This is a genomic window from Legionella bononiensis (assembly GCF_016786215.1).
Taxonomy (GTDB): domain Bacteria; phylum Pseudomonadota; class Gammaproteobacteria; order Legionellales; family Legionellaceae; genus Legionella; species Legionella bononiensis.
The window spans coordinates 135,684-159,032 of sequence record NZ_JADOBG010000012.1 but is presented as its reverse complement, the minus strand read 5'-3'; the positions used below and the strand labels follow the sequence as shown (position 1 = coordinate 159,032).

Below are 23,349 nucleotides of genomic sequence, written 5' to 3'. Positions count from 1 at the left end.
TATACTCCTTAATTAGTATCTAACAATTCTGCGATAATAAGAGCCGCTAGTCTAGCAGTTTTTTGTTCTTGATCCAGTGGTGGAGAAAGTTCAGCTATATCAAGACTGACTACTTTTCCGCTTTGCATAATGTATTTCAGCAAAGGAAGTATTTGCCATGGGGTGAGTCCCAGGGTTTGTGGCGCACTAACGCCCGGTGCATAACACTCAGCAAGGACATCAAGACAAATAGTCAAATAGATGTGATCCAGATTAAGCATAAAATCATCAAGAAAAGCAATTTGCCAGGCTTGGCTCTGTTCATTAAGTTCTTCAGCAGTGAGATAATTGACATTTAACTCGTTGGCGCGGTTGAAGAGCGAGGGTGTATTTCCAAATTTTTGAATTCCGATACAACAGTATTCAAAGGGTAGTTTATTGGTTTTACAGTGTTCCGCAATTTGAGAAAACGGGGTGCCAGAATTACCCGGTTGACCGGCTTGATAGGGACGAAGGTCAAAATGGGCATCAAAATTGATTATACCAATTTTAGAATAACGACGAGATAAACCCTGAAAATGGGCCCAGGCAATTTCATGCCCTCCACCAAATGCAATTGTTTTATGTCCTTGTTGAAGACAACGGTGTATTAATTCAGCGAATTGAGTTTGAGCCGACTCCAGATCATCATCGACACAGATAATGTTGCCAAGATCTATATAGTGTTGATCATAGGGACAGGGTAACTTCGCCAGCTGCTGTTTTAGTTGATCGGGACCCAAATGAGCTCCTGGTCTGCCAAGGTTTCTTTTGATACCGGTGTCACTGGCAAAGCCGAGAAAAATTGTTTTTTTATCCTCAGTGATCAGTTCGTTTTCATCATTTAAAAATTTAATTTTTTGAAAAAAACGCTCTTCATTTACTGTATCTTTTCTTCCTTGCCAAAGAGAGGGATTGGCTCTTTGATAATTTGGTAGATATTCAAACATCTACTTCTCCTATGTATTAAAATTATGCCATGTTAGTTCAATGTCTGGTATTATCTGCGCATATCGTCGAATAGTGAATGAGGAAAGCGTGTTTATTATTACTGGTGGAGGAAGTGGAATAGGGAAGGCATTAGCTTTGAATTTGGCTGAACGCGGTAAATCAGTATTGATAATAGGCCGACGTGAGTCATTATTGCAGGAAACCGCTTCCGTTTCTACTTCGATTAAATATTTATGCGCCGATGTATCCACCAGTGAAGGCCGAGAATTGATAAAGATCTATTTGAACAATATACCTCAAATAAGCGCTCTGGTTAACAATGCCGGATCTCTGGAACCTCTTGCTTCCATCGAGGATATCCCATTGACCGAATGGCATCAGACTTTTGCTACAAATCTGGATGCTCCACTTTTTTTACCACAATTATTAATTGATAAATTACAGCATGGCCGAGTATTAAACATTGGCTCTGGGGCAGCATATTTTCCTATAAAAGGATGGGCGGCATATTGTGTTTCCAAAGCGGCACTGGCAATGCTGACTCGATGCTGGCAGCTAGAAACAGACTCAGTATCGTTTGCCAGTGTAATGCCTGGTATTATTGATACCGAAATGCAAGCAATTGCCAGAAATGGTTCCAATATGGATCCTGAACAGGTTGATTTTTATAAACGTTTAAAACAGCAGAACAGGTTAATAACTCCGGAAACAGTCGCGGAATTTTTATCCTGGCTTTTGCTGGAAATTGATGAAGAGACCTATGTTTCAAAAGAATGGGATATATATGAATCATCACATCATGCATCCTGGCTTAAACCACCACATCAAGTTCTTCATTGGGATTTCTAATGTTTGCCTGCGATAAATTACTAGTAAACGCGACGACTATCACGGCACAAGGGTTACCATTGCAGAACCAGGCTATTGTTATTCAAAACGGCCGGATAAAATGGTGCGGTTCTATGGATGATCTGCCCAGCGAATTTATCGACGGAGCAGGCCAAAAAGAGGATTGTTTGGGTAAGGTGATCACTCCCGGCCTTATTGACTGTCATACTCATCTTGTTTATGCGGGTAACAGAGCTTCCGAATTTCGAATGAAGCTGGAAGGGGTGAGTTATGCCGACATTGCCAAATCGGGTGGTGGAATCCTGTCTACGGTACAACACACCCGGGCTGCTTCTGAAGAGGAACTGATTCAACAATCCTTACCCAGAATACTTGCTTTACGAAATGAAGGTGTGACTACGGTTGAAATCAAGTCGGGATATGGTCTGGACTTGGTAAATGAGATGAAAATGCTTAAAGTCGCCAGAAGTTTGGGTGAGTTAAGCGGATTAAGAGTGAAGACTACTTTTTTAGGCGCACATGCCATAGGTCCGGAATATAAGGGAAACAGTCAGGCTTATGTTGATTACCTTTGTCAGGACATGTTGCCGGCGATCACTGAAATGGGATTGGTTGATGCTGTTGATGTTTTTTGTGAGTCTATTGCTTTTTCAGTGGCCCAAACGGAACAGATTTTCGCAGCCGCGCGCGCATTGAAAGTACCGATAAAATGTCATGCAGAGCAATTATCCAACCTTGGAGCAAGTATACTGGCTGCTAATTCAGGAGCGTTATCTTGTGATCATCTTGAATTTCTGGATGAAGCAGGGGCTGCTGCCATGGCAAAATCAGATACGGTGGCCGTGTTGCTTCCGGGAGCGTTCTATTTTTTACGTGAAAAGAGAAAGCCTCCTGTTGAATTATTACGACAGGCTGGAGTTCGAATGGCCATTGCAACTGATTCAAATCCAGGATCATCACCCACTACTTCGTTATTGTTGATGATGAGCATGGCCTGTCAGTTTTTTGAAATGTCCATTCCTGAGGTATTGTCTGCAGTAACTGCTCAAGCGTCAAAAGCATTAGGTCTGGAACATGAAACGGGACTCATTGAACAGGGTAAGGCAGCAGATTTGGTATTATGGTCTATAACTGATAGTGCGTCTCTTTGTTATTATTTCGCTTACCCACTGTCACACAAGACGATGATAGCCGGTGAGTGGTTATCCAATACAAATATTGATCAGGAGTTAAATAATGATTAATCGAATGAATCGCATACTTAAAACGGGTTTTATTTTAGGTCTTATATTAAATTCATTATTGGCCTATTCCATCACTCCTGTAGTGATTAAACAGGAAACCGCGCAATACATTCTGGATATTAAATATCCTCAAGGTTTTAAATCACCTGCAGTTAATGCATCGATAAAAGACTTTATTGCAAAGACGCAAAACAGTTTTATGGGCGAATTATCAGAAGATGCAACCACTCCTGCTGATGCTCCTGGTAAAACTGGGCTTAATATTACTTATACAGTACCTTATAAAACACCCAGGGCTTTAAGCGTTCGATTTAATATATCCATTTTTCATAAAGGTGCAGCACATCCTTCAAATACAGTTGTGGTGAAAAATTTTATCAATGGAAAAAATGTTAATCTGGGTGATTTATTTGTGTCAGGATCTGATTATTTGACGCCAATTGCTGCATTTGCTAAAAAGAACATCACCGAAAAAAATATTTCTGATGAAAATTGGATCAATGAAGGCACCAAGCCTACTGCTGAAAATTATTCAGTCTGGTATTTTACTCCCAAGGGCATCGCCATAATTTTTAATAGTTATCAAGTTGCCGCATACGTTTATGGCGAACAAACCGTGAAGATTCCATTGTCTTTAATCTCAAGATTTGTCTCATCTGAAATTTCAAAATCAGTGTGGGGTAATTAATGTCTGATACCCCATTTATTGCCGCGAATGAGAAGGTACCCGAATTAACGTTGAGAGTCATCTTACTTGCAATAATACTTACTGTATTATTAGCGATGTCCAATGCTTATCTTGCTCTCAAATTAGGTATTTTAACGTCGGCATCAATTCCTGCGGCTATTATTTCCATGGGGATTTTGCGTTTATTTAAAAACTCCAGCATTCTTGAGAATAATGCGGTGCAAACCGCTGCCTCTGCCGGAGAGGCAGTTGCAGGCGGTATTGTTTATACCATCCCTGCCTTGATTATTATTGGATTTTGGAATCATTTTGATTATCTGACCAATTTCTTTATTGCCGCTTGCGGTGGAATATTGGGCGTTTTATTTTCAATTCCATTGCGCCGTATTTTGGTAAATGACCAATCTTTGAAATTTCCTGAGGGACGCGCTATTGCCGAGGTTTTGAAATCTTCTGCTGAGAAGGCCGGAATAAAAGATATATTTATTGGTGGCGCTATAGGTGGTTTTATTGAGTTGTTGCAAATTGGATTCAAACTCGTAGCCAATAGCTGGGGTTACTGGTTTGTTGTAAAAAGATCTTTGTTTGGTTTGGGCGCTGGTTTCTCTGCAACAATGATCGGTGCTGGATATCTTGTCGGACATGATATGGCCATCAGTATTTTTATTGGGGCTGTTATATCCTGGTTGATCGCATTACCAATAGTCAGTCAGTTTTACCCTGATTTTATTACTCAATATCCTCCCGAACAGGCGACGACCTTATTATGGAATAGTGAAATGCGCTATTTGGGTATTGGTGCCATGTTGTTCGCAGGAATGTGGACTTTTGTAAAGTTAGTAAAACCATTAACCAAAAGCATTAAAGGCTCTTTGAGTGCTTTTATCTCAAGGAACAACGCAGATAAGGATGTTCTGCGTACAGATAAAGACATTCCGTTGCCCTTTATCTTTATGGGTGTAGGAACCGTTGCAGCCATTCTGTTTTTATTTTTTCAGTTTATCTTTCCTTTAGGTCAAGTAGGGCTGGATAACACCTATTCTCCCACCATTGTGTTTTTTGGAGTGGTTTATGTTTTGGTAATTGGATTTCTATTTTCTGTTATTACTGCCTATTTTTCCGGAATGGTCGGAGTGACAGCAAGCCCGGGAAGCTCTGTAGTCATTTCCGGAATGTTGTTTGCTGCATGGTTACTATTAACTGCGATTGATCATTTATTGCCTCTTCCTTTAAGCGCGCATCAAATACAGGCCGCAGAAGCCATTACTATTATAATTGGTTCGGTTGTAACAGGTATTGCAGCAATTGCTAACGACAATACTCAGGATTTGAAAGTAGGGCAATTAGTCGGCGCAACCCCCTGGCGCCAACAGGTCATGTTATTGCTGGGAGTGATAGTTTCTGCATTAGTTATTCCTCCTGTAATGCAATTATTATTTAATGTTTATGGAATTGCTGGGGTTATGCCTCATCCTGGCATGGATGTTACTCAGACCTTGCCCGCCCCGACAGCCGCATTGATGGCAGCAATTACCGAAGCTGTTTTTAGTAATTCATTGCCCTGGAACATGATGTTCTTTGGATCCTTAATTATACTACTCGCTATAGTTTTGAATCGTGTTTTTAATTTAAAACGAGTTCTGAATTTATCAATCCTGGGTATAGCTATTGGAATGTATTTGCCTCTGTCGTCATCTTTTCCTTTATTTATAGGCGGGATGATTGCCTTATTTGTGCAAAAACGGTTACAGAGAATGAAGACAGGTCAAGAAGAAACAATCACTCGAAAACAAAAAGGTACTTTAATTGCCTGCGGCCTGGTTGCTGGCTCGGCAATAATGGATGTATTGCTTGCCATCCCCTTTTCTATTTTCCATAGTCCTGACGCATTGCAGTTGGTCGGGCCAGAGTGGAAAGAAAAAGGTGTCTATTTAGGAGTGTTCACTACATTTGTTCTGGCCTGGTGGATTAGTCAACGAGTGTGCAAACATAAAATTTGAGCTTTGGGAGTTTTTAACTCTCTTCATGATCAATTAAGAAACAACTGGATTTAATTTGTTTCAATGAGCTATAATGGTTTACTATTTAATTAATAAGACCATTTTATGCCCATTAGTTATACTACTTCAGATCTCTATAATGATTTATTATTTACAGTCCGCTACCTTCCCAAGGTAGTCAAAAATACCGTTCAGTATGGACTTCTTGGTGCCATTTTAGGGTACGGTGCTGCATTTGTTTGTAAACGATCACTTACTCAATTTGCACAGGAACAACATGAAGCTGTAGATCTTGTAGACGGTTACGTTCCTGACGAAGAGGAATTTCTTCACTTTTCACGTAATCGCTACGTTAACAGAGTTACCCCTCCAATATCTGAATTTGTTCCCATTTATTCTTCCATTATCGGAGCAGGGGCCGGTGCTCTATTTGCCCTCAGTAAAGTGTCTTCAGATTATTCTGTACAATTGAAGCAAGATAGAGAAGAGCGCCGGCTTGATGTAATGGTTTAAACCATTATTCTTTTCTGGAACAGGTGACATGGACAGATAAATAAGGATAAGATCGGTTAAAACACGTATAAGGACATTTCGATTGTGTACTTCCAGGATCGGCAATTAGTTTTATTTAAAAAAGCCATCATTATTTTTTGGACTATCTGGTGGGTATTGGCATTTTGGACTGATTTTATCGGTATGTTCGCCCATATGAAACTGATTCAAAAAAGTTGGGCCCCAGATGCTAATTATCCATTTCTGGTTGAAGCTTTGAAAATGTATGAGGTATCAGCTCTGATTCCCCAAATGTGTTTTGCCGGGATCCTGATATGGTCATTCCTATCCTCAATCGCCTTCATCTGGACCTGTATTGCCTTTAATCAGGAAATCGAGCGATGGATGAAAAGAGCAGATACAGCCTTTATCATTTCACTTTGTTTTTGGTTAGCGATGTTTTTAGCGGATCAATTGGTTATGAAATTTGATCTGGAAGAAAATCATATGGTACAAGGAGGTTTTCAATTATTAACCTATTTGACACTTTATATTCTTCCAACAGGTATTAAAGACAGTTGATTTATACTGTTAACTATCTTTGTTCATGGAGAACGGCACTTAAAGCGGTATTTATAAAGCTTCAGCATACACATTATATGTTATTTTTAGTTCCATTTAGTGCGATTGTTTGACAATGTCTCATCCCCCTTCTAGATTTAAAATAACGTCTAAAGGGATTTAATGTATGAAACTTTGTATAACTATTGTTTTATTGTTCAGTACAGTTCTTGGTTACAGTGTTCCGATAAATGTTGGAGTAATGGGGTTTGCTCCTCCTTTTTCAACTTCGACAGATGGTGGGAAAAGTTTTTATGGGTTTCATATCGAATTAATGAATGAACTGTGCAAGCGAAGTAAGCTGAAATGTGAATATAAAGCGACAAAATTAGCTGATCAGATTAAATCACTTAATCAAGGTACTGTTGATTTAATCTTCTCGGCAATTCCGATAGAAAAAACAAACACAGGCGATTATATTTATAGCTTGCCTTATATGAACAGTAATGCTCAATTTGTAACTTTAAAAAATAACGATACGATTAATAGTTTAAAGGATATTAATAATCTGACTATAGGTGCCTTAACGAATACCTTATATTATACCTTTATTAATTCCAAATTTAATACAAAAGATGTAATCAAAAAATTCTCAACCATGGGCGATATGGTTTCTGCCTTGGTAAATAAGGATGTAGATGTCATTATTGTAAATAATAATTTAGCTCGATATTTATTACTTAATGATATGAACACGTTTAAATTGGTAGGTCCACCTATAACTTTGGGTAATGGGTACGGTATATTAGCGCTTAAGAAGAATAAGAAACTAATCAATAAAATGAATTCAGCTTTATTGCAAATGGAATCTGATGGCTCCTATCTTGTCATTTATAACAATTATTTCAGTCATGAAATAAAATAAATGAGCGATTAACCTTCCAGTTCAATGGATTAGTATTTGATATCAATCTTGTAGATTAATATAAAAAGAATTAATCTTATTTCCTGCAAATATTCTAAGGATGGATATGAAAATTATGGTGATAGGCGGTACCGGATTAATTGGTGCAGCAGTAGTTGCAGAATTAGAACCTCGTCATGAGGTTATATGCGTCGGTCATTCCAGTGGTGATTACACCGTAAATATAGAAGATCCTGCAACGATAAAAAAACTGTATCAAAAGGTTGGTCGAATAGATGCCGTAGTAATGACTACTGGTCGAGTATCTTTTCTTGGTTTATCCGAAATGACGGCCAGCGATTTTAATGTGGGATTAAACAGTAAACTGATGGGGCAGGTAAATTGTGTCTTAATGGGTTTGGAATACATGAATGACGCGGGGTCTTTTACACTGACCAGTGGTATTTTAAATCATGATCCAATTGCTGCAGGTACTTCTGCTGCAATGGTTAATGGCGCCATTGATGGATTTGTTACAGCTGCAGCAATAGAAATGCCCAGAGGAATTCGCATTAATGCAGTAAGTCCAACCGTAGTCACAGAAGCATTGGATGTCTATGGCCCTTATTTTCGAGGATACGAACCTGTTCCAGTTCAACGGGTAGCTCATGCATTCAGTAAAAGTGTAGAAGGATTACAGACCGGCAAGATTTATCATGCTCGATAATCTTGGGCATACATCGTGACTGGGTGGTAATCTGTCAGGTAATCATGAATGGATCATTGTGTGGGTCAGTATTAAGGCTATATTCTGCTTTTTTAGCGATATCATTGCGGACTGATTCACCAAACAATCGTGAAATAGCATAGAGACTCATGTCAATGCCCGCTGAAATTCCTGATGAGGTAATGATTCTACCATCATCTACCCAGCGGGCTTTTTTTATCCATTGAACCTGTTGACTTTGTTGCGTCACCCAATCAAAGGCCAGTTTGTTTGTTGTTGCCTTATGTCCATCAAGTATACCTGCTTTAGCAAGTAATGCGGCTCCTGTACAGACCGATAAAATAAGTTCAGCTTTGCCACAACGATTTTGAAGCCAATGGATTAATGGTTCATTATAAATTTCTGTTCGTGTTCCCATACCGCCTGGAACGAGCAGTAGATCCAAATGTGGCGCTTCGTGCCAGCTGTAGTCAGAGAGGACTGATTGTCCTTGTGCTGATTTTATCAATCCCTTATGCTCGGAAATCAAGATACTGTTCAGGTAATTGGGGATCATTCCGAACATTTCCAGCGGTCCAAATACATCCAGCGTTTCAAAATTGGGAAAAAGTACTATTCCCAGGTTTTTGACTGAAGTTTTATTTTGATTCATAAGTTAATCCTGATTTCTATTAAGTTGTTTTGGTCGTTCAATTTATTGAATACCAAACCAACCCCCTGTATCACCACCACCCCAACAAGCACTATTTTTACAAGCCGGTATTTTATCGGCACAAAGTTGAGTAAAGGTCTCAGAGGCACTGATATCCTGGCCCTTATAGCCATCAGGTTGGCAAATTCGTTCTACATAGTGTCCCTTAACTCGAATTTGTCCTACTACAGATATGGTTGCTGAAACAGAGTACACACCGGGGTTATGCGAATAACAGGCAACATAGCAACCAGGAGGTTCAAAATAACTGTTGTCCGTAGGTAACAGTACCTGAGTGGCCCCAGGGTAAGGGTGATTAATTACTTGAGAATCTTTAAGGATATACACAGGAAATGGCGAAGGCAACAGAGTAAAGTCGGGATCTAAAATTGTTCCAGTAGTTCCCAGGGCAAAAGTTTGGAAGCACAATACAATTCCTGAGAGATACCAAACGGTTTTGTTCATAATAATCATCCAGATGGGGCCGCTTAATTGATTATAGCCTAAGGATGGCGCAACGTAGATCGCAGTTCGTATGGGTTTATAATTGAGTCCTATGACTACAATGGTTGTGCAGGTTTAGCTTTTGGATGATACCATTTCTTTCCTTCGATCAGCCGAGCGATCATCATGCTGCTTACGCTATTACCTGTTACATTGAGCATTGTTGCGAGTGGGTCAATGATAATGCTGATGGCTGCGATTGCTATCAAAACTGAAGGAGGAAAACCGTAAACATTCAGGATCAATAACTCCCCAAGCATTCCTCCACTTGGAATTGCTCCCATGACAGTACCAACCAACAGGGATACACCTAATGCAGTGATAATAACCGGTAGTTCGGAAAAATTTAATTGAAATACCCCAAACAGAAAGGCAATTTTAAAAATCCCACCGATCACTGATCCGTCTTTATGAATAATGGTTCCAAGGGGTACTGCAGTTTCATAAATTTCAGGGGCAACGCTCATTTGCTTTGTAGCAGCTAAATTCGCTGGAATACTGGCCGCACTGCTGCAGGTTGCAATGGCAGTAATCATGGGCAGGAAGATATTGCTCCAGAATAATTTGATACCGGAACTGGTACCGGCTAAATAGGCATACCAGGTAAAGAATACTAAAAAATAGAGCAGGCCAGAAGCATAATACACTACGGTAATGCGAATGTAGCTGTCCAGCAATTGTGTTCCCAATTCATTGACCAATACAGCGAAATAAGCAAAAAAACCGATAGGGGCGTAATACATGATAAGTCCAAAAACCCTCATGAATATGTCCTCACCCGATTGTAAAAAGGTTCTAAATGCTGTTCCTTTTTCCTTAGAGCCAGCTACAGCGAGACCAACCAGAATTGAGAAGACGATTAAAGCAAGAATATGCTCATGTGATAATAATTTGGAGAAATCAGACACGGTGAATATAGTGGCAATTTGGCTGGAAAAACTGATTGTATTCATTTGTTTTGGCATAACCAATTGTAATGATACTCCTTCAGCAGGAGGGAACAATTGTACGGTGATCATGGCGTACATTGCTGCCATTAGTCCTGTAAAAAGAAATACTACAGTCATATAAAAAATTATTGACCCCAGTTTTCCTATGGAACCGGCGCGAGCAATTGCAGATGAGACACTGAAGAAGATCAATGGAACTATTGCGGTAAAAATCAAATTAAGAAAAATATCGCCAAAAGGTTTTAACCAAAGCGTAGCGTCATGATCAAGGCAGGATCCTGTTAAACCACCCATCACGATTGATAAGATTAAAATGATGGGGAAGGTATACGATTTTATGGTTTTGTACTGTGTGATCACTCGCCAGTGCTTCCTTTCTATGCATTGCTCAAAAGTCTCCTGAGCAATGCATGTCTTATGTGATTATAAAGTTTCAATCCTGATTTTATGCTGTAATAGTTTGTCTTTGGCTATTTGGGCCTGAGACAGTTTTTCCTGTTCTTTGGCAATAATTTCTGCAGGAGCTTTATCAGTGAATTTGGGATTATTTAATTTACCCTGTGCCAGATCAATATCTTTATCCAGTTTGGCTACTTCTTTCGCCAGACGAACTAATTCAGCTTCTTTATCAATTAAATTGGCCATTGGAATAAGTAATTCGATTTCACCCAAAACAGCGGTTGCTGAAACCGGGATTTTTTCTTCAGCAGCGAGATAATGGATATCAGTTACTTTGCTCAGTGCCTTAAGTGTTTGCTGATATTTCTCAACGCGTTGTTTTAATGTGGGCGTTATATTACGAATCGATAACGGGATTAATTTAGCAGGTGAAATAGACATCTCACTTCGAATGGTACGGATGGCTTGAATCGCTGATTTGAGCCAATCCAGCTCTTCCTCAATGGTATCATTGATAAATTGTTCATCCACCTGAGGATAGCTGCTTAACATAATGCTATTGCCATTTTCATTAGTAAATTTGGTTGTTCTATGCCAAATTTCTTCGGTAATAAAAGGCATTAAAGGATGGAGTAATTTTAAAATCTGATCGAGCACATGGATTAGGGTCCTTCGAGTGCCTCTTTTCATAGCGCTCAGCGCATGTTCATCCTGTAATACAGGTTTGGATAACTCAAGATACCAGTCACAATACTCATGCCATACGAATTCATAAAGAGTATTTGCTAATAAATCAAATCTATAGGTGTCAAAATAATGATGTACTTTTTCTATAGTTCGTTGCAAACGTGACAGAATCCATTGATCAGCAGGGCTGTATTGGAACGCGCCATCACCAAAATCAATTTGTTCTTCATCTGTATTAAGTAAAACATAGCGGGCCGCATTCCATAATTTATTACAGAAGTTTCGATATCCTTCTACACGCCCTATGTCAAAACGTACATTACGGCCAGTTGATGCAAGCGAGCAATAAGTAAAACGTAATGCATCCGTACCGTAGGCGTTAATGCCTTCAGGAAACTCCTTGCGGGTTGCTTTAATAATTTTGTCACGAACGGAGGTGAGCATGAGATTGGAAGTTCGTTTAGCAACAAGAGATTCAATATCTATTCCATCGATTATATCGAGAGGATCAAGGACATTTCCTTTGGATTTGGACATCTTGTGTCCTTCACTGTCTCGAATTAACCCCGTTATAAAGATGTCTTTAAAAGGAATTTTTCCTGTAAATTTCAAGCCCATCATGATCATGCGGGCTACCCAGAAAAATATAATATCAAATCCTGTAACCAGTACTGAGGTAGGATAGAACTGATCCAGTTCAGGAGTACGTTCAGGCCAACCTAGTGTTGAAAATGGCCATAGTGCGGATGAAAACCAGGTATCCAGAACATCTTCATCCTGTTTTAGCGGTGTGGCATCATCTATTTTATATTTAAAACGAACGTCATTCTCACTGTAGCCCACATAAATATTGCCATGGTTATCATACCAGGCTGGAATTCTGTGTCCCCACCACAATTGGCGGCTGATACACCAGTCTTCGATATTATCCATCCATTGGTAATAGGTTTTAGTCCAAGTCTCAGGTATAAAACGGATGTCTCCCTTTTTAACTGCGGCAATGGCCGGTTCAGCTAATGGTTTGGTTTTTACATACCATTGGTCTGTTAATAAAGGTTCGATTACTACATTCGATTTTTCGCCACGTGGTACTTTTAATTGATGTGGTTCCGTTTTAACCAGTGCTCCAGTGTGTTCCAAATCCTTAATGATTTGCTCACGGGCAACAAATCTGTCCATACCCTGATATTTTAATGGCGCATTTTTATTAATTGTTGCTTTCTTGGTTAAGATATTGATTAACGGTAATTGATGTCGTTTGCCAACTTCATGATCATTAAAATCATGTGCAGGTGTGATTTTGACGCAACCACTTCCGAACTCCATGTCGACATAGTCATCGGCTATAATGGGAATAGTTCTATCGCAAAGTGGAAGATGAACTTGTTTGCCAACCAGATGTTTGAATCGTGGATCTTCCGGGTGGACTGCAACTGCCGAGTCACCAAGCAGTGTTTCTGGCCGTGTGGTCGCGACCACTACAAATTCATCGGAATCAACCACTGGATAGCGAATATGCCAAAGTGATCCCTCTTCTTCTTCAGAAAGTACTTCAAGATCAGATACTGCAGTCCCGAGTTTGGGATCCCAGTTGACCAGGCGAGTACCACGGTAGATCAATCCTTCATCATGGAGTTGAACAAACACTTTTTGAACAGCAGCAGACAGGCCTTCATCCATAGTAAACCGTTCGCGGCTCCAATCCACTGATGCCCCGATACGTCTCATTTGCTGGGTAATCGTGTTTCCTGATTCATTTTTCCATTTCCACACGTATTCGAGAAATTGCTCGCGAGTGAGATCTTTTCTGGAGATTCCTTGCGCTTCTAATTGACGCTCAACGACGAGTTGAGTTGAAATACCGGCATGATCAGTACCAGGCTGCCACAGGGTTTTGTCTCCAAGCATGCGATGATAGCGAGTTAATGCATCCATGATGGTATGTTGAAAACCATGTCCCATATGCAGACTGCCTGTAACATTGGGAGGAGGGAGCATGATACTGAATCGCTTTCCATCACCGCGGGGTTGAAAGTAATGTTGACTTTCCCATTTCTTGTAGGAAGCCTGTTCTATGGCTTCGGGGGAATAGGTTTTATCCATGTTTGAGCCTGTACTGGTAAAACAAAGAATATTATCACAGACTGAGGGAGCATGGCCAACATTATGGCGGATATCATGAGGTTCAAACGGGCAGTTTTCTGTGGAATAGTGCCATCTGTATTGACGGCACTATTTAAGGATATTTATCTAGAGTTCTTCCGCCGTTTCATCAGGTTTATGACGATGGTCTTCGGCAATATAAGTATACATGGTTGGAACCACAAACAGAGTAAAGCAGGTTCCAATTAACAGGCCAGTGGCAATAACCAGACCAATATCAAAACGACTGACGGCACCTGCTCCGGTTGCAATAAGCAGAGGTAGAACGCCAAAAACCATTGCCGCAGTAGTCATTAATATAGGTCTTAATCTGATTGCAGCGGCTTCCTCAACTGCGGCTCGCCTATCAAGATTTTTTTCTCGTTGCAGATGGTTCGCAAAGTCAACAATCAAAATACCATGCTTACTGATAAGGCCAATTAAGGTAATTAATCCCACCTGAGTATAAATGTTAATGCTTGCCAGGCCCAAATTCAGGGGAATTAATGCGCCACAGATGGACATGGGCACGCTGATTAATACGATTAAAGGATCCCGGAAGCTTTCATACTGAGCTGAAAGCACTAAAAAGATGATGACGATCGCAAAAAGAAAGGCAAATACCAGAGCGCTTCCTTCTTGCATGAATTGTCTTGATTCACCACCGTAATCATAGGTAAAGCCTTTGGGTAAGGTTTCATCTGCTGCTTTTTGTAAAAAGTTGAGTCCATCTCCCAGCGTTTTCCCCGGCATCATTACAGCCTGAATGGTGGCTGAATTTAATTGTTGGAAGTGAGTTGCGGCATTAGGTTGTGTTTTTTCAACCGGAGTTACTACTGTTGAGAGTGGAACCATAACATCGTTTGATGTTTTAACGTAGATTTGCCCTAATTGTTCTGGTGTCAGGCGATATTTTCTATCAAGCTGGGGTATGACCTGATAACTGCGACCTTCCAGGTTAAAATAGTTAATGTAGTTACCTGAGAGCGCACTGGTTAAACTGCTTCCTATCGCACGCATATCCAGCCCCATTTCTGAAGCTTTCGAACGATTTATTTGATACTCAACCTGAGGTTGATTGAATTTGAGTGAGTTATCAATATAGATAAACAGCCCGCTTTTTTTAGCGCGTTGCGTTAATTTGTTTGAGACATCATATAAACTCTGAAAATCATTCGTGGTTTTTATAACAAATTGTACAGCAGGTCCACCTCCACCGCCTGGAAGTGGAGGTGGAACAATCGCGAAAGCATTTAAACCGGCAATCTTGGATAATTTATTTTGAAGCGGTTGCTTCATATCAAATTGGCTGGTCGATCTTTGATCCCATGGTTTCAGCACCATTCCCGAGATGGGCTGCGCCATGTTAACAGTAAAATAATTTTCTGTTTCGGGAAAGCTTTTATAGATTTCATCAAAAGGTTTGGTAAACGCCTCTATGTAATTGAGTGTTGCAGATTGAGGCGCTACGGCCATGACGAAGAAGAACCCTTGATCTTCATCAGGAGCTGTTTCAGCAGCGGTGTTGTTATATAAATAAGGCAGCATCAAGAGAACAACTGCAGCAAAAACAAGCATAATAGATCGTGTATTTAATAAATTATGTAATGCATTCTGGTATTTCGTTTTAAGTTTATTAAATAAATCATCCAGGAAGTGTACAAATTTTCCACTGCTTATTTCTTTAGTTAATACTTTAGAACACATCATAGGAGATAGGGTTAAGGCTATGACTCCAGATATGATAACGGAACAGGCTAAAGTAAACGCAAATTCCTTAAACAGAGCACCTGTCAATCCCCCCATAAATCCTATGGGAGCATAAACAGCTGCAAGCGTAATCGTCATCGCGATCACTGGCGTTGCTATTTCTCTAGCCCCTATGATGGCGGCCTCATATGGGGTTTTTCCCTCTTCTATATGTCTATGCACGTTCTCTACAACGACAATGGCGTCATCAACAACCAGACCAATAGCCAGAACGAAGGCTAACAAGGTAAGGAGATTAACGCTGTACCCCAGCATGAGCATTAGAGTACACACACCAACCAGAGAAAGCGGTATGGTGACTACTGGAATCAACACCGAACGAATGGATCCAAGGAATAAAAAGATAACAATAATAACGATTACCCCGGCTTCGATAATGGTATGCATCACCTCACTGATTGATGCTCGAATAAAGGCCGTTGCGTCATAAACTATTGTACCTGTTAATGATGGCGGGAATTCTTTTACTATGGAGGGCATCAGTTTTCTGGCATCGCTAATTACTGTCAGCGGATTTGCTGTTGGGGTTGGGGTAATTGAGATAAATACAGCTTTTTTACCGTTAAAAGTTACTGAACTGTCATAATTTTGAGAGCCTAAAGTAATTTTAGCGATATCTCGAAGTCTTACTATGGAGCCTTTGGAGCTTCTTACGATGAGTTTGCTGAATTCTTCAGCGGTATTCAGATCAGTTTTTGCGGTCATATTAATTGCAACGTATTCACTTTTAGTGCTGCCCGCTGCAGTGAGGAAATTGTTACTGGCCAGTACCGATGCCACATCGGACGGAGTAACGTTCAGAGCCGCCATTTTAATCGGATTCATGAAGATACGCATGGAGTAGGTCGCTCCACCCAGAATATCCGCTTTGGCCACTCCATCAACAGTTTGTAACTGAGGTTGAACTACCCGAGTTGCGTAGTCTGTTATTTGTTGAGGCGTCATTTCCTTACTGTCCAGACTGATGTACATCAAGGCAGTAGATGAGTCTGATTTTTTAAGAATCACAGGCTGTTGTGCTTCTTTGGGTAATTGATTTAGTGTTTGCTGGACTTTACTCATGACGTCTGTAAAAGCGATTTGCGGATCAAAATTCAACTTTATGGTGAGGGTGATGGTACTCAGACCTTGATCACTGGTTGATGTCATGTAGTCTATGCCTTCAGCGCTTGCTACTGAACTTTCCAGCGGTGAAGTAATAAAACCGGCAATTAACTCAGCGTCAGCGCCGGGATAGGCGGTAATAATGGTGATTACCGTATTATCCATACGTGGATACTGACGAATCTGCATTTTATTAATGGAGTTTATACCAAATAGAAAAATCAGCATACTTACTACTATCGAAAGCACTGGGCGCTTGATATATAAATCGGTAAATTTCATAAGTTATCCTGCAAAAAAACCAGCAATTATTAAATTAAAGAGCTCAAGATATTGAGCTCTGCACTTCAAACAGGAGAAATCTCAGGATTTCTGTTATTGTCCCATGCTATCTGGATTACTGATATCAGTCAGTTGGACGCTATTATTAATTACAACAGGTGTACCATTTTGTAATTTGAGATCTCCAGTACTGACAACCAGTTGTCCGGCCTTAATTCCTTTTTTTACTACTGTATAATTACCTTGTTGTTCCCCGGTAACCACAAATACACGATTAACTACCAGTTGATCCGAACCATCCTTGTTTTTCTTGCCTTCTGTATTTTTTTCAATGAGATAGATGGAATTTCCATACAGGCTGTACGATATGGCTGTGGAAGGAACAATTACTGTATTAGGTTCTGCGGGTTGTGGAATTTCAATGGAAGAAAACATGCCAGGAATAAATACATACTCACTTATTTTATTTTGACGGTTGGCTTCGCTGTTACAGGAGATGACGAGTTTGCTACCTCTGACTTCTTTACGCGTTTTAATAAGTGGTGATTTTGTTGGGTCCTTGATTGCCTGGGATGGGCAATTGGGTAATGTCGCCTGAATAAGGACGTTATGGGTGTTCAAATCGATTTTAGAGTTTACAGCGGATATAGTCCCTTCAAAAAGCGCATTGGGAAATTCTTCGACTGAAAAAGAGATGGTTTGATTTAACTGGATTCGTTTATAGAGTTGTTCAGGTACATAGAATTCCAGGTAAAGAGGATCTAATGATTGAAGCGAAACAATGGAGGTTTGTCCTGGGGTGACGTACTGACCGAGATTCACCTGACGAATTCCAAGGCGACCGGAAAAAGGAGCTGTGATGTGTTTCTGATTTATTTGAGCCTGCATTTGTTCTACTTTAGCCTGAGCTTGTTGAAGATTTGCTTTTGCTTCATCAACACTTGAACTGGGAGTAGCGCCGCGTTTAAATAAATCCGTTTGTCGCTTGTAATTGAGTTCTTTAAGGGTTAATTCAGATTGGTTAAATTTAAGTAAGGCTTGATCAATGCTGTCATCAATTGTAATTAATGGCGCATCTTTATTAACAAATTGACCTGATTCAAAGTCAATTTTAACTACATTTCCTGATGCTTCAGAATTGACATCAACTCCATTAATAGCAACGAAATTACCAATGGCACTGATGGTAGGTAACCAATCCACTGATTCAGCAACTGCTGAGGAGACAGTAACGGCAGGAGGTTCGTAACTGGCAAAAAATTGCTTAATCATCATTGCTTTAATCAGATTAAAGGCAATGATCCCACCGAAAACAACCAATAAGGTAATTCCCATGATCGTCATACGTTTTTTCATTGTCTTCCCCTGCGGATATTCGGTAAATTTTTGAATTTGTCAAATATAACATAAAGATATACTTAATCATCTTATTGTTTCGATTTGTTTCAATTTTTATTTATTTCATGGATATAAAAATAACCTATTGACTAAATTGAATACTTTGTTACTATGCGGCTTCCATCTTAATAAGGGGGTAAACCATGAAGTTGAAGTCGTTATTGTTTCTAGTTTGTTTTAGCTTATTTACCAATGTTTTTGCAGCAAATATACACCTGAATCCAAATGCTGACAGCAAAGACAAACAATCCATTCAAAAAGGCGTAACTTATCCTGGATACTGTCAAATTGAAATCATTAACCAAAGTTATACTGACGTTAATGTATTCGGAACTTTTGATGATGGTTCTACTGTAGATTTTAATATCTATCGTTATGAATCACCTCACTATATAAGCTTATTCTATAATTTCTACTGTCATAGTGGCATGTACATTACTATTACTTCACCGTTTTACACCATTTACTCCGGTTGGACTAATGTCAACAGTACAATTCGTGTAGTTCCTTATTTGAAACAAGCCAAAGCTGAATTATCAACCCGATAAATCACCAAAAAAAGGTTCATCATTGATGAACCTTTTTTATTTCTGAGGAGTTTTTTATGAGATACCTCGTCTCAAGTCTGTTAGTCCTGCCTTTATTGAGTTCCTGTACTGTAATTGAAGAGCAATATTATGATCGTGGATATTATGTTCCAGCTCCACGAGTTGAAGTCAGACCTGTTAATCCACATCGACATTATCATGCTAACCCTGTATACCGACCTGCCCGAACCGGCGGAGTGTACCATGGTCACCCTGTTACCAATGGTAATACGGTATTGATTGCACCACGACCTCGTTCAGCCCAGGTTGAAGTACAACAAAATGTACATGGTCACACTGGAAACTCTGGAACAGTTCATGGTCATGCCGGGAGTTCCGGAACAGTACATGGCCATGCTGGAAATTCAGGAACTGTTCATGGTCATACGGGTAATTCCGGAGTTGTTCACGGTCATGCTCCAACTGATGATAATGTTGTTTTACAACATTCTCAAAGTACCGGTGTTACAAATCAAGCCAAAGCTAATTCCTCTGGGATGGTTAACCGTGGTAATGTCCAGGAGCATCAAAAAAACTCTGATGTTCAGACTAAATCACATGGACATGCTTAAGGTTTATTGACAATTCTGATTTCGATTTCCCATGACTTGTTCCTTAACCAGCCATATATTTTAAAGGTCCTCCCCGCGAAAGCGGGGATCCATGCAACAACGGAGCGTTCTACGTCCTGTTTAAAGAAATTAATCAACGTGATTACCCCTTCGTATCTGGATAAATTTTGTGGTACTCTAATAACGTTTTTTCTTTAAGGAGCCTTTATGATTGACTCACTGAAGATGTTACTGGTGGGATCTATTTCCATGATCATTATTGCCTGTGCTGCCTCTCCTCAAGCTGAAAGCACTGGAGAATATCTTGACAGCACAACGACGACTACAAAAGTTAAAGCAAGTTTGGTTGATCAATTAGGAACAGATGGATTTGCTGTTAAAGTCAAGACGTATAAAGATCAGGTACAGCTTAGCGGTTTTGTAGATTCACCGCGAATAAAACAAAGAGCCGCAACTATTGCTGCTGGAGTAGGTGGTGTTAAAAGCGTTCGAAACGACATTATTGTTAAATCACGATAGGTATCATCCAGGCTAAGGAATTTCTCATGTTTGATGAAAGTTATACTATAGAACATTTTGATGATGCGCTTTTTCAGGCTATTACGAATGAAAAGCGTCGTCAGGAAGATCATATTGAACTCATCGCCTCTGAAAATTATGTGAGTCCCAGAGTTTTACAGGCTCAAGGTTCTGTACTGACTAACAAATATGCAGAAGGGTATCCAGGAAAACGTTATTATGGCGGATGCGAATATGTTGATATCGCTGAAGATCTGGCTATAACAAGAGCAAAAAAATTATTTGGCGCACATTATGTTAATGTTCAGCCGCACTCAGGCTCGCAGGCGAATGCCTCTGTAATGATGGCTTTGCTATCACCTGGGGATGTTTTTATGGGCATGGCATTGCCTCATGGTGGTCATCTTACTCATGGTTCGAAGGTGAATTTCTCCGGTAAATTATACCAGGCCGTAGAATATGGTGTTGATGTGAACACTGGTTTAATTGATTATGATGTTTTAGAAAGTCTAGCACTGCAACATAAACCCAAATTAATCATCGCCGGTTTCTCCGCTTACTCGAGAACTTTGGATTGGGCAAGATTCAGAGCAATTGCTGATAAAGTAGGTGCTTATTTAATGGCCGATATGGCACACGTCGCCGGTTTGGTTGCTGCTGGACTATACCCATCTCCTCTACCTTATGCTGATGTGGTTACAACCACTACTCACAAAACCTTAAGAGGACCTCGAGGTGGTTTAATACTGTGTAAAGAAAATGAAGAAATTGAAAAAAAATTAAATTCTGCAGTTTTTCCAGGTATGCAGGGCGGGCCATTAATGCATGTTATTGCAGCTAAGGCAGTCGCTTTTGCTGAAGCATTATTACCAGAGTTTAAAGCTTATCAGCAACAGGTTCTGATAAATGCCAAAACGATGTCTGACGTGTTAAAAAGTCGAGGATATACTATTGTTTCAGGGGGTACCGATAATCATTTATTGCTGGTGGATTTGATTAATAAGAATATTACAGGTAAGGAAGCGGACGCTGCATTAGGTAAAGCCAATATCACGGTTAACAAGAATTCGGTACCTAATGATCCACGTTCTCCCTTTGTAACCAGTGGGTTACGATTGGGAACTCCTGCAGCAACTACGAGAGGATTTAAAGAAAAAGAAATTACTCTTTTATCCAATTGGGTGGCCGATATCCTGGATAATATTAACGATGAAACGATCAACGCACGAGTAAAAACACAGGTTTTGCTTTTGTGCCGTGAATTTCCGGTTTATGGTTAATCATGTACTGTCCTTTTTGTCATGCCGAAGAAACCAAAGTTGTTGACTCTCGATTAGTCGCTGATGGCGCACAGGTGCGCCGGAGGCGAGAATGTCTGCTCTGTCATGAACGTTTTACTACTTTTGAGACTGCTGAATTGATTATGCCGCTAATAATCAAACGTGATGGAAGACGAGAGCCCTTTAATATCGATAACCTGCGTTCAGGCATGCTTCGCGCTTTGGAAAAGCGACCGGTAAGTGTGGATAGTCTGGAAGAAGCAATCATTTCCATAACTCAGGAAATTCGCCGTAGAGGTGAACGAGAAGTGGATTCACAACTTATAGGTGAGCTGGTGATGAATGAGTTATTCAGGCTGGATCATGTTGCGTATGTGCGATTCGCATCAGTATACAAACGGTTCAAAGATGTGAGTGATTTTAGACAGACTATAGATCAGATGAAAAACGATAAAGAGTAACTTTTTTTACTTCTCAATTATTTTGGTACACGTAATCCTGAACGCAGAGAAGGATCTCCTAATGCAGGCACAATACTGCATTCAAGAGATCCTTCTCTGCGTTCAGGATGACACCAATTCGATGTTTATTGAGAAGTGACAGGCTTTAGCCCTAATCTATTCTAAATTAAGAGGTACGAGTGGAAAAACAATCAATAAGTGGTAAAAGGAAAGCACGCAAATTAGCATTACAGGCATTGTATCAGTGGTTAATGTCAGGTTCTGATCTTCATGAAATTGAAGCACAGTTCCGGGTTATTAATAATATGGATAAAGTGGATGTGGAGTATTTCACACGTTTACTTCATGGAGTCCCCGCTTATGTAGAGGCTTTGGAAGCAAGTTTCTCTCCATTTCTAGATAGAGATGTAGGTGGATTGAATCCTATAGAATTAACCGTTTTACGTATTGGTTCCTTTGAGCTTTTTTATTGTCCCGAAATCCCCTATAAAGTAGTCCTTGATGAATCAATTTCGCTGACTAAAGAATTTGGATCACAGGATGGACATCGTTATGTTAACGGTGTATTGAATAATTTGGCAAAGCAGGTACGTGCGGTAGAAATCAGTCTTGGCAATGAATGAATTTTCTCTAATTGATTATTATTTTAAGTCTTTTCCTGTCCGGCATAAAGAAGTGATGTACGGCATAGGTGATGACGCTGCCTGTTTGCATCTGCCTCAGGGATTTGATTTATTAGTCAGTACAGATACTCTGGTGTCAGGAGTTCATTTTCTGCTGGAATGGGATCCTTATGACATTGCCTGCAAAGCGGTGATGGTCAATGTAAGTGATATGGCTGCGATGGCAGCCGAACCAAGATATGTGACTTTGGCATTAACACTTCCTGAAATACAACAACACTGGCTCGAGCGCTTTTCACAGGGATTAAGGGACTCACTGGATCGATTTCATATTGATTTAATTGGGGGTGATACGACCCATGGACCTTTATCGATTACATTGACTATAATGGGTCTTGCCCCGCATAAAAAATCAATCAGGCGTTCCGGTGCAAAGTCAGGGGATGTTATTTTGGTTTCTGGTCTTCTGGGTGCTGCTGCCTTGGCCGTTAAAACACTTGATGATCAGAATATACCAGCCGATGAAAAAGCTGAGTTAATGCATCAATTATTGCATCCTAATCCTCGAGTTGATTTGATTAATCTGCTTCGCCAATATGCTACATCTGCTATAGATATTTCTGATGGATTAAGTGCTGATTTGAATCATCTGTGTATTGCCAGTGGAGTTGGCGCCTGTTTAAATGAAAGAGATATACCCGTTCATCCTCTGGTGGGCAAATATATGAAGGAACAGGCTGTTGACTTGGCTTTAACGGGGGGCGATGATTATGAATTATGTTTTACGGTTAATTCTTCGCAGTTGGAGCAACTTAAACACGAGTTGAATGAATTAAATTTAGAGTGTTATCCGATTGGAGTTATTGAAGAGCTCCCTGGTTTAAGGATTAAAACATCAAATAATCAGTTGGAAGAATTAAAACCAGTTGGTTATTCTCATTTTTAA

Annotated in this window: 22 protein-coding genes; 15 read left to right on the top strand and 7 right to left on the bottom strand. The window is 40.0% G+C overall.

Annotated elements, in window-relative coordinates:
* Positions 1–8: 8 nt before the first annotated feature.
* Complete coding sequence (gene hutG, locus IZU94_RS08995) at positions 9–968, bottom strand: formimidoylglutamase (protein ID WP_203109977.1); 960 nt, start codon at positions 966–968, stop codon at positions 9–11.
* A gap of 40 nt (positions 969–1,008) precedes the next feature.
* Between hutG and IZU94_RS08990 the strand changes: the two genes are divergently transcribed.
* The 8 genes from IZU94_RS08990 (at position 1,009) to IZU94_RS08955 (ending at position 8,434) form a co-directional block, all read left to right on the top strand.
* Positions 1,009–1,818, top strand: a complete 810-nt coding sequence (locus tag IZU94_RS08990) for an SDR family NAD(P)-dependent oxidoreductase (protein ID WP_203109974.1) — start codon at positions 1,009–1,011, stop codon at positions 1,816–1,818.
* Positions 1,818–3,062: an imidazolonepropionase gene (hutI, locus tag IZU94_RS08985; protein ID WP_203109972.1), complete on the top strand. Its 1,245-nt coding sequence runs from the start codon at positions 1,818–1,820 to the stop codon at positions 3,060–3,062. The genes IZU94_RS08990 and hutI overlap by 1 nt, the downstream gene beginning before the upstream one ends.
* Entirely contained in the window at positions 3,055–3,750 is a 696-nt protein-coding gene (locus tag IZU94_RS08980) for a DUF3298 and DUF4163 domain-containing protein (protein ID WP_203109970.1), read from the top strand. Before hutI ends, IZU94_RS08980 begins: the two co-directional genes overlap by 8 nt.
* Positions 3,750–5,750, top strand: coding sequence for an OPT family oligopeptide transporter (locus IZU94_RS08975; protein ID WP_203109969.1), 2,001 nt, complete (start codon positions 3,750–3,752; stop codon positions 5,748–5,750). The genes IZU94_RS08980 and IZU94_RS08975 overlap by 1 nt, the downstream gene beginning before the upstream one ends.
* A gap of 105 nt (positions 5,751–5,855) precedes the next feature.
* Positions 5,856–6,263 (top strand): hypothetical protein, encoded by a 408-nt coding sequence (locus IZU94_RS08970; RefSeq protein ID WP_203109968.1) that lies wholly within the window; start codon positions 5,856–5,858, stop codon positions 6,261–6,263.
* Positions 6,264–6,347: 84 nt separating this feature from the next.
* On the top strand, positions 6,348–6,824 hold the full coding sequence (locus IZU94_RS08965; protein WP_203109967.1) for a hypothetical protein: 477 nt from the start codon (positions 6,348–6,350) through the stop codon (positions 6,822–6,824).
* 166 nt (positions 6,825–6,990) lie between these two features.
* On the top strand, positions 6,991–7,728 hold the full coding sequence (locus IZU94_RS08960) for a transporter substrate-binding domain-containing protein (protein ID WP_203109966.1): 738 nt from the start codon (positions 6,991–6,993) through the stop codon (positions 7,726–7,728).
* Between the two features lie 106 nt (positions 7,729–7,834).
* Complete coding sequence (locus IZU94_RS08955; RefSeq protein ID WP_203109965.1) at positions 7,835–8,434, top strand: short chain dehydrogenase; 600 nt, start codon at positions 7,835–7,837, stop codon at positions 8,432–8,434.
* 34 nt (positions 8,435–8,468) lie between these two features.
* On the opposite strand, the gene IZU94_RS08950 is transcribed toward IZU94_RS08955, so the two are convergent.
* The 6 genes from IZU94_RS08950 to IZU94_RS08925 all read right to left on the bottom strand — a co-directional run bounded on the left by IZU94_RS08950 (position 8,469) and on the right by IZU94_RS08925 (position 18,319).
* Positions 8,469–9,086: a DJ-1/PfpI family protein gene (locus tag IZU94_RS08950; RefSeq protein WP_203109964.1), complete on the bottom strand. Its 618-nt coding sequence runs from the start codon at positions 9,084–9,086 to the stop codon at positions 8,469–8,471.
* A 42-nt stretch (positions 9,087–9,128) separates the two neighbouring features.
* On the bottom strand, positions 9,129–9,590 hold the full coding sequence (locus IZU94_RS08945; protein WP_203109963.1) for a hypothetical protein: 462 nt from the start codon (positions 9,588–9,590) through the stop codon (positions 9,129–9,131).
* A gap of 95 nt (positions 9,591–9,685) precedes the next feature.
* A complete protein-coding gene (locus IZU94_RS08940) occupies positions 9,686–10,939 on the bottom strand; it encodes a dicarboxylate/amino acid:cation symporter (RefSeq protein ID WP_203109961.1) in 1,254 nt (417 codons plus the stop codon).
* A 63-nt stretch (positions 10,940–11,002) separates the two neighbouring features.
* On the bottom strand, positions 11,003–13,768 hold the full coding sequence (locus tag IZU94_RS08935; RefSeq protein WP_203109959.1) for a valine--tRNA ligase: 2,766 nt from the start codon (positions 13,766–13,768) through the stop codon (positions 11,003–11,005).
* A gap of 147 nt (positions 13,769–13,915) precedes the next feature.
* Complete coding sequence (locus IZU94_RS08930) at positions 13,916–16,963, bottom strand: efflux RND transporter permease subunit (protein ID WP_203109957.1); 3,048 nt, start codon at positions 16,961–16,963, stop codon at positions 13,916–13,918.
* Positions 16,964–17,056: 93 nt separating this feature from the next.
* Positions 17,057–18,319 carry an efflux RND transporter periplasmic adaptor subunit gene (locus IZU94_RS08925; protein ID WP_203109955.1) on the bottom strand — a complete coding sequence of 421 codons (1,263 nt, stop codon included), beginning with the start codon at positions 18,317–18,319 and terminating at the stop codon, positions 17,057–17,059.
* 185 nt (positions 18,320–18,504) lie between these two features.
* Here IZU94_RS08925 and IZU94_RS08920 point away from each other — a divergent pair, with 185 nt between their 5' ends.
* From IZU94_RS08920 to thiL, 7 genes are all read left to right on the top strand, one after another.
* Entirely contained in the window at positions 18,505–18,909 is a 405-nt protein-coding gene (locus IZU94_RS08920; protein ID WP_058474112.1) for a hypothetical protein, read from the top strand.
* Between the two features lie 56 nt (positions 18,910–18,965).
* Positions 18,966–19,520, top strand: a complete 555-nt coding sequence (locus IZU94_RS08915) for a hypothetical protein (RefSeq protein WP_238400300.1) — start codon at positions 18,966–18,968, stop codon at positions 19,518–19,520.
* Positions 19,521–19,727: 207 nt separating this feature from the next.
* Entirely contained in the window at positions 19,728–20,039 is a 312-nt protein-coding gene (locus IZU94_RS08910; protein ID WP_058474114.1) for a BON domain-containing protein, read from the top strand.
* A 26-nt stretch (positions 20,040–20,065) separates the two neighbouring features.
* Positions 20,066–21,319 carry a serine hydroxymethyltransferase gene (gene glyA, locus IZU94_RS08905; protein WP_203109953.1) on the top strand — a complete coding sequence of 418 codons (1,254 nt, stop codon included), beginning with the start codon at positions 20,066–20,068 and terminating at the stop codon, positions 21,317–21,319.
* A 2-nt stretch (positions 21,320–21,321) separates the two neighbouring features.
* Positions 21,322–21,780: a transcriptional regulator NrdR gene (nrdR, locus tag IZU94_RS08900; protein WP_203109951.1), complete on the top strand. Its 459-nt coding sequence runs from the start codon at positions 21,322–21,324 to the stop codon at positions 21,778–21,780.
* A 179-nt stretch (positions 21,781–21,959) separates the two neighbouring features.
* Positions 21,960–22,403, top strand: a complete 444-nt coding sequence (gene nusB, locus IZU94_RS08895) for a transcription antitermination factor NusB (RefSeq protein ID WP_203109950.1) — start codon at positions 21,960–21,962, stop codon at positions 22,401–22,403.
* A complete protein-coding gene (gene thiL / locus IZU94_RS08890) occupies positions 22,396–23,349 on the top strand; it encodes a thiamine-phosphate kinase (RefSeq protein ID WP_203109949.1) in 954 nt (317 codons plus the stop codon). The genes nusB and thiL overlap by 8 nt, the downstream gene beginning before the upstream one ends.